At 52.2% G+C, this 6570-nt stretch carries 8 protein-coding genes; all 8 read right to left on the bottom strand.

Going from position 1 to position 6570, the window contains the following annotated elements:
- Positions 1-667, bottom strand: a 667-nt coding sequence (locus tag H5U36_01075; protein MBC7216777.1) for a hypothetical protein, incomplete at its 3' end; no start/stop codon positions are given.
- Entirely contained in the window at positions 657-1142 is a 486-nt protein-coding gene (locus H5U36_01070) for a hypothetical protein (GenBank protein MBC7216776.1), read from the bottom strand. The genes H5U36_01075 and H5U36_01070, both read right to left, overlap by 11 nt.
- Positions 1139-1924 (bottom strand): rod shape-determining protein MreC, encoded by a 786-nt coding sequence (gene mreC, locus H5U36_01065; protein MBC7216775.1) that lies wholly within the window; start codon positions 1922-1924, stop codon positions 1139-1141. Before mreC ends, H5U36_01070 begins: the two co-directional genes overlap by 4 nt.
- Entirely contained in the window at positions 1914-2912 is a 999-nt protein-coding gene (locus H5U36_01060; GenBank protein ID MBC7216774.1) for an FAD:protein FMN transferase, read from the bottom strand. Before H5U36_01060 ends, mreC begins: the two co-directional genes overlap by 11 nt.
- Positions 2870-3865, bottom strand: coding sequence for an AmmeMemoRadiSam system radical SAM enzyme (gene amrS / locus H5U36_01055; protein MBC7216773.1), 996 nt, complete (start codon positions 3863-3865; stop codon positions 2870-2872). Before amrS ends, H5U36_01060 begins: the two co-directional genes overlap by 43 nt.
- The gene (amrA, locus tag H5U36_01050; GenBank protein MBC7216772.1) at positions 3862-4404 is read right to left on the bottom strand and encodes an AmmeMemoRadiSam system protein A; all 543 of its coding nucleotides are present in this window, start codon (positions 4402-4404) and stop codon (positions 3862-3864) included. The genes amrS and amrA overlap by 4 nt, the downstream gene beginning before the upstream one ends.
- Entirely contained in the window at positions 4397-4825 is a 429-nt protein-coding gene (locus H5U36_01045) for a hypothetical protein (GenBank protein MBC7216771.1), read from the bottom strand. Before H5U36_01045 ends, amrA begins: the two co-directional genes overlap by 8 nt.
- Positions 4803-6569 (bottom strand): iron hydrogenase small subunit, encoded by a 1767-nt coding sequence (locus H5U36_01040; protein ID MBC7216770.1) that lies wholly within the window; start codon positions 6567-6569, stop codon positions 4803-4805. The genes H5U36_01045 and H5U36_01040 overlap by 23 nt, the downstream gene beginning before the upstream one ends.
- Position 6570: the final 1 nt, after the last annotated feature.

Genomic DNA, 6570 nt, shown 5'->3' with positions numbered 1-6570 from the left:
ACTTCGCCGGGGACGCCCGGGTGTCCGACCGCAACGGCAACGGCGTGCTGGACCCCCAGGACCTCATAAGGGGAATGCTCTCGCAGGAGAGCTCAACACCACTTTTCCCTATTCTGTCCTCAACCCGATACCCCATCTTTTCGAGCGTCTTCAATTCTTCAGCGCTTATCTTTCCCACGTACCCTGTAACAGGTGCAACAGCTTCTCCGAGCGCATAGTTTCGCACCGGATAAGCTTCGATGAGAACCCCCGGCAGGATTTCTCTATTTTCCTCAATCCTCACGACATCTTCAAGGGGTACATCCTCAAGGAGCACGATTTCCCCTGCTGCTCGCTCCCTCAAGGAAAAGGAGAGGTGCTTTCCCAGAACTTTCTCAATACGCTGGAGGATGACCTCTTTCTCCTCACTTCCGACAAGAAAGACCAACCGGAAGCGGGGAGTATCCTTTGCAAGGCAGATCCCATTCCGGTCCAAGACATTCCCTCGAAGGGCCTGCAGGAGAACAGTACGGACCCTGTTCCGTTCCGAACGCTCTTGAAACCATTCGGTTCGGAGAACAGAGAGGTACCAGAGACGGATGGAGAGAATGCAAAAGAGGGCAATCCCAAACCAAAGGAGCAGGGAAACCCTCTGGCGAATTTTCTCTCCCATTTCCTCATTCCACATGGTACTTCCCCCAGCGCAACCACGCAAAGAAGAGGAAAAGACCAAGGAACACACTGACAGCCTTCCCCAAAAGGACCCAAGGAACGGCGAAACTCCCCGAGCCGGTGACAGGTAAAACCACAAAGCGTTCCAGAAGGAACTCTAAGAACGGATAGAGGGCAAAGAATACCGCAAGTGATACGGTTCCCCGAGAAAACACTTCTATCCAGAGGAGAGCAATCCCAAGGAGGAATGAAACCCTGAAAAGCCACAATCCGAATGGAGAAAAGGAGAGCACCTCAAGAAGAAAGGCACCTCCCAGAAGAAGAGAAAGACGAAAGGCAAAGCGTTCTCCAGTGTACAAGAAAAACATCCCTCCTGGGAGGAGCACATTCACATAGTGGAAGAGGGGCAAAAACAAGGAAAGGAAAGAAACGCAGAGGAACTCAAGGAGAAAGAGAAAGATAATGATGAGAACATCAACCCAGGCCTTCATCGGATCACAAACACTCTTCCCAGTCTCGAGAAATCACAGCTCGGTTCCACAACAATCTCCTTGAAGAGGTCCCCCGGACGTTCCTGAACTTTACTGACTCTTCCCACTATGATACCCCGAGGGACTTTCTCGCCGAGGCCCGAGGTAATGATGAGATCCCCTTCTGCAACTTGGGAATCTCTGGGGATATACTTTACGGTGCACGTTCCCCTGCCATCACCGGAAAGAACTCCGAGATCTCGAGTGCGCTGCACAAGAACCCCCAGGGCAAGAGAAGGGCTAAGGAGGAGCCGAACCTCAGCGTAACGAGGGTATACTCGCTCCACTCGTCCAACCATGCCCTGGTACGTGACGACTGCCAGTCCTACCGTAACCCCATCCTCTCCCCCTCGGTCAATGGTGATGCTCCCAAGCCAGTCGTAAGGGTTTCTCCCAATAACCTGGGCGGGAATAACCTCAAAAGAGAAGCGTTCTTCAATGCGTGTTGCCTCAATCTCCATTCGAAGCCGCTCAAGCTCTTCTTCAAGGAGTACCTTCTCTCCCCGTACCTGTCCAAGCTCTTCCTTGAGGCGTGCGTTTTCCTCAAGGAGCATCCTTTTTTCCTTAAAGAGCTCTCCCCAGGAACGGAAGAGATTGTACACCACAAGCCCTCCTCGGTAGAGTGGAAAGGCAAGGAAACGAATGCCTCGGATATCTTTCCCCTCGGGTAAGCGAGTTACGGTAACCATAATCTGCAAGGATACGAAAAAGAGCACTGCAAGGAACAAGACTTTACGTTTCATGGGTAGCCTCAAAAAGTTCCCGCATTTTCGGAGAAAGAAACACCGAACCGTCTTTTCTTACTGCAAGCACAGCAACTTCGGGAAACTCCTCAAGGATGTGAGAGAGAAAGGCTTCATCCCCTGCCATAATCACCGTGGACAGGACATCTGCAAGGGTACCCTGCGGAGCAACCACCGTAACACTTATGAAGGTTTCTCCAGGATACCCATTCCGAGGATTCAGGATGTGGTGGTACCTTCTTCCGTTCTCTTCAAAGAACCGGAAGTAGTCCGCCGAGGTTGAAACACAGAGGTCCCGTATCCGTACCCGTCCAAGGAGCCCTTCCCTCCGGGGATGGAGAATGCCCACCCTCCATACTTTTCCCGATCCAAAGACCGTCCCCCCTGCGTTGATGAGAAAGGATTCCACGTTTCTCTCCCTAAGGAAACGGACAAGGAGGTCCACAAAGTACCCTTTAGCAATGCCCCCAAGATCAAGCTTTGCCTCTCCTTTCCGGAGCACCGCTTTTTCCTTTCTGTCGAACATTATAGTACTTTCTCGGATGTTCTTGAGTTCTCGCTCAAGGTCCTGGGGATCGGGAACATGGGGCTTTCCAGAAAACCCCCAGAGATCCATGAGACCTCCAATCAGAGGACAGAACATGCCTTTCGTTTTCTCCGAGAGGGCAAATGCCTCTTCCAAAAGGTGGAATGTCTCCGCATCGAGGGGAACCCAAGAGTTGGAGGTATGATTAATGCGCGCTATGGAACTCTGAGGAGAGAAGCGATTCCAGAGGCTATTGTACCGGTGAACGAGAAGGGCGATTTCGGAAAAAAGGGAGGCATCTCTTCTTGGAAGTTCCACCTCGATGAAGGTATCAAAGCCAAGGAAGGTTTTCCGCAAAAAGGTTTCAGAAGAAAGGTGAAAGACGACCAAGACTCCTCCGGCTGCAAGGAGTAGCCATCTCAGGAGAGCACGAAGGGGAGATCGGCTCCACAGAAGCGACATCGGGTCCCATCAAGGCCCACAACCCGAGTAGTGTATCCATGCCGGACAACAACTACCTTACCACAGGAGGGGCAAAAGGTCGAGCTTTTCTCCTCATCCCATACATTTCCAAGGTATACAAAATGCAGTTTTTCCCGGGCTATCGCGAAAGCTTCCTCCAAAAAACCAAGAGAGGTTGGGGAATGGGAGAGTTTATAGGCTGGGAAATACCTGGAAATGTGCAGCGGAATAGAGGGAGAGAGATTCGCCACCCAGTCAACGAGCCTCTGCACTCCCTCCAGGGTATCATTGAGCCCTGTTACCACAAGATGCGTAAGTTCCACATGAACGCCTGCTTTCCAGGAGATTTCAATGGTAGAGAGAACGGGAGAGAGTCGAGCCTTGCAGTGGTGCCTGTAGAAGCTTTCGTCTATGGATTTGAGGTCGATGTTCAGGGCATCAACAAGGGGAAGGAGCTTCACCAGGGGTTCCCTTTCTACATATCCGTTGGTTACAAGGACGTTCTTCAACCCCTCTTTTCGGAAGAGCAACGCCACATCGTGCACAAATTCCCACCATATGAAAGGCTCGTTGTAGGTGAAGGAAATCCCAATAGATTGTTCCCTCTTTGCAATTTCAAGGAGTGCTTCAGGGGTAACCTCATGGAGTGGGAAGTCACCAAATCCAACCTGAGAAATCTGCCAGTTCTGACAGAAAGGGCATTGAAAGTTACACCCCACGCTGCCAATGGAGAGAATCCTGCTCCCAGGGCAGAAATGGTACAAAGGCTTCTTTTCAATAGGGTCAATGGCAATGGAAGAGACCTTTCCATACGTGAGGGCGTAAAGGGTTCCATCTGTGTTTTTCCGAACACGGCATATACCGGTTCTTCCCTCGGGGATACGGCAGTGATGGGGACAGAGGAGACAGGTGACTTCATGATTACTCCTCTCAAAGAACCGTGCTTCCTTCATGAGTCCTTTTCTCTGTACCGTTCAACCGTGAAGCGGTACACTGTCACCGGTTCCCGGGGGGTTATACCTGCCTTCATCGACGCAATACGAATCTGCTCCTCCACCGTGTCTACCCCCTCAATGTCAGGAAGGAGCAACCCTCTCTTCCATCCACTCTCCACAATCACACCGTACTTTTTAGGGTCAAGGCTTGCGAGATCTGTTACCGGCTCAGGAGGGCTCAGGATATCGACCGAAATGGTAAGAGCATCGAGTTCCTCGAGGGTCACAGGGGGGAAACGGGGGTCTTGCGTTGCTGCACTCACCGCATTGTGGGTAATCTCCTCAGCAATGTTCTCCTGCTGGGGAAGATATGTTCCGATACACCCCCGCAATGCCTTTCCCCTCTTCAAGGATACAAAAACGCCCCGACGCTCCTGGTACAAACGGGGATGGAGGTCTAAAGGAACAGGAAGGTACTTCCTGTTCCTCAGGTAATAGGCGATGGCTTCACGGGCAAGGTGCACGACGTCTCTTTGGAAACGGTCCTCGTCACCCATGGCCTTTTCCGGTTCTCCCTAAAAACCTTCGTCCAATGACCACCGCTTGCCAGTCGTCGAAACTCCTGGATGAAAAAAGGAAACTCAAGAAAGCGACCACCCTTTTCCATCCTCGAATACGGCACTCCTTAAGGTACAACCGTCGCGCCTCTTCTGAGCTCCCCCGTTCATCCACACGGTGGACTCGAAACCCCATGCGTTCAAGGAGAGGGAGTACAGCAGCACTCCCTGTACCCCCTCCCAGAACGGCTTCCTCAAGATTATACCGTTTCTTGAGTTCCCCGATGATTTCCTCTACCTCCCCAAGAGGGGAAACCCTTTGGAAAACCACGCTCCCATCTCTTCTGAGGATTGCGATTCCCACCTTCTCCCGTCCCGGATCAAGCGCAAGGAGAAAACTACATCCGTTCCCGGGGAACATAGTGGGTGTGGAGGAGATGGTGCGCCCGTTCTCCATTCGGTTCACCCAGGAACTCCTCATAGAGACGCTTGATGGCCGGGTTCTCATGGGACTTCCGCAACGGCAAACTTCGGTCAACCTGGTAAATGGCTTCAATACGCTTCATACGAATCTCGAGATTGGTTGGAATGGGCTGTCCACCGCCACCGATGCATCCTCCAGGACAGGCCATGATTTCGATGAAGTGGTACTTGGAGCGACCCGCCTTCACCTCATCGAGCACTTTCCGGGCATTACCAAGACCATGGGCAACAGCCACATGGACCTCCATACCGTTGATATCGACAGTTGCCTCCTTTACCCCGTCCATACCCCGGACACTGTAGAAATCAACCTTTTCAAGCGTTTTCCCGGTGAGAATCTCGTAGACCGAGCGAAGTGCAGCCTCCATGACTCCACCGGTAGCTCCAAAGACCGCCGCGGCTCCGGTGGAAATGCCCAAGGGGTCGTCGAAATCTTCTTCAGGCATTTCCCGAAGGTCGATGCCCTTCTCCTTCAACATGCGTGCTGCCTCTCTTGTGGTGAGGGAAAAGTCTACGTCCTGGAACCCGCTGGCTCGCATCTCATCCCGCTGGCACTCAAACTTCTTCGCCGTGCACGGCATGATGGAAACAACGACCATATTTTGAGGATCAATGCCTAATTTCTGGGCGTAGTATGTCTTAGCCACTGCACCGAACATCTGTTGAGGAGACTTACAGGTTGAAACGTTCTCCATGAGCTCCGGATAGAAATGCTCCATGAACTTAATCCACCCAGGGCTACAGGAGGTGATGAGTGGGAGCTTACCACCCTGTTTCAAGCGAGCAATGAACTCGTGGCCCTCCTCAATAATGGTGAGATCGGCGGCAAAGTTCGTGTCGAAAACCTTGTCAAACCCAAGACGGCGGAAGGCTGCAACCATTTTCCCGGTCGTAACAGTCCCCGGTGGAAGGCCAAAAGGTTCACCGATACTCACACGAATGGCAGGAGCGGTCTGAAGAATGACAAACTTCTCCGGATCGTTAATGGCTTCCCAGACCATTTCCACATGGCTTACCTCAGAGAGTGCCCCTGTTGGGCAGGCGAGAATGCACTGACCGCAGTTCACACAGACGCTTTCTCCAAGGGGCAGCCCAAGAGAGGGACTGATAACAGTCTCAAATCCCCGATTGGCAAAATCAATCGCACAAACTGTCTGAACCTCTCGACAGGTACGGACACAGCGTCCACAGAGAATGCAACGGTTCGGGTCCCTTTTTACCGAGGGGCTACTCCGATCCACTTCGTAGACCTTGCGCTCTCCTTGGAAACGAATTTCTCGAACCCCAAACTGGTACGCAAGATCCTGCAATTCACAGGACCCATTTCGGTCACAGAGCTGGCAGTCGAGAGGATGGTTGGAGAGGAGAAGTTCAAGGTTTGTCTTTCGGGCCTCTCGGACTTTCTTTGAAGAAGTCCAGATTTTCATTCCCTCTCGAACAGGAGTAACGCAGGAAGCTACGAGATTCGGCTGTCCTTCGACCTCGACCACGCAAATGCGGCAACCACCCCATGGACTGAGGCCTTCAAAGTAACAGAGGGTGGGAATATGGAGGCCTTCCATGCGGCAAGCTTCAAGAATCGTAACTCCCTCAGGAACCCGCACTTCCCGACCGTCAAGGTAAATAGTCACAAGGGATACTGCTTGAGCCTTTTCCTTCATTTCGCCGATAGTCTTTGCCATC

The sequence above is a fragment of the Candidatus Caldatribacterium sp. genome (assembly GCA_014359405.1).
Taxonomy (GTDB): domain Bacteria; phylum Atribacterota; class Atribacteria; order Atribacterales; family Caldatribacteriaceae; genus Caldatribacterium; species Caldatribacterium oleiphilum.
The sequence above is the reverse complement of the archived record's forward strand: the minus strand, read 5'-3'. Positions and strand labels throughout refer to the sequence as shown.

Coding starts and splice junctions, on each gene's coding strand:
- H5U36_01070 (MBC7216776.1), bottom strand. CDS start 1,142: ATGAAGGCCTGGGTTGATGTTCTCATCATTATCTTTCTCTTTCTCCTT.
- mreC (MBC7216775.1), bottom strand. CDS start 1,924: ATGAAACGTAAAGTCTTGTTCCTTGCAGTGCTCTTTTTCGTATCCTTG.
- H5U36_01060 (MBC7216774.1), bottom strand. CDS start 2,912: ATGTCGCTTCTGTGGAGCCGATCTCCCCTTCGTGCTCTCCTGAGATGG.
- amrS (MBC7216773.1), bottom strand. CDS start 3,865: ATGAAGGAAGCACGGTTCTTTGAGAGGAGTAATCATGAAGTCACCTGT.
- amrA (MBC7216772.1), bottom strand. CDS start 4,404: ATGGGTGACGAGGACCGTTTCCAAAGAGACGTCGTGCACCTTGCCCGT.
- H5U36_01045 (MBC7216771.1), bottom strand. CDS start 4,825: ATGTTCCCCGGGAACGGATGTAGTTTTCTCCTTGCGCTTGATCCGGGA.
- H5U36_01040 (MBC7216770.1), bottom strand. CDS start 6,569: ATGGCAAAGACTATCGGCGAAATGAAGGAAAAGGCTCAAGCAGTATCC.